The organism is Citrobacter sp. TBCS-14, assembly GCF_005280805.1.
GTDB classification, from domain to species: Bacteria; Pseudomonadota; Gammaproteobacteria; order Enterobacterales; family Enterobacteriaceae; genus Citrobacter; species Citrobacter gillenii.
Map to the genome: position 1 here is coordinate 1 of NZ_SZWM01000701.1, position 202 is coordinate 202.

The following is a 202-nucleotide window of genomic DNA, read 5'->3' on the forward strand; positions in this document are numbered from 1 at the left end:
ACATTTGAGCGTGTCGCCAGTACCTGGCGGCTGCATGAACAGGTCACGGCCAAGTGGTTCAAGTTTGCGGGGCTGGAGCTGCTGCGCAGCGAAGATGGCCAGACAACGGCCGCGAGTGTGGATGATATCGAAACGCTGGAGAAAGCCGATCGGTTGCTGGCCACGGCAGAAAAATACTATTTAAAAATCGGCGTCAGAACGG

1 pseudogene is annotated in these 202 nt (G+C 55.9%); it reads left to right on the forward strand.

Annotated features, from left to right (window positions below):
* A pseudogene (locus FDX22_RS20790) lies at positions 1–202 on the forward strand (terminase); the annotation flags it as partial.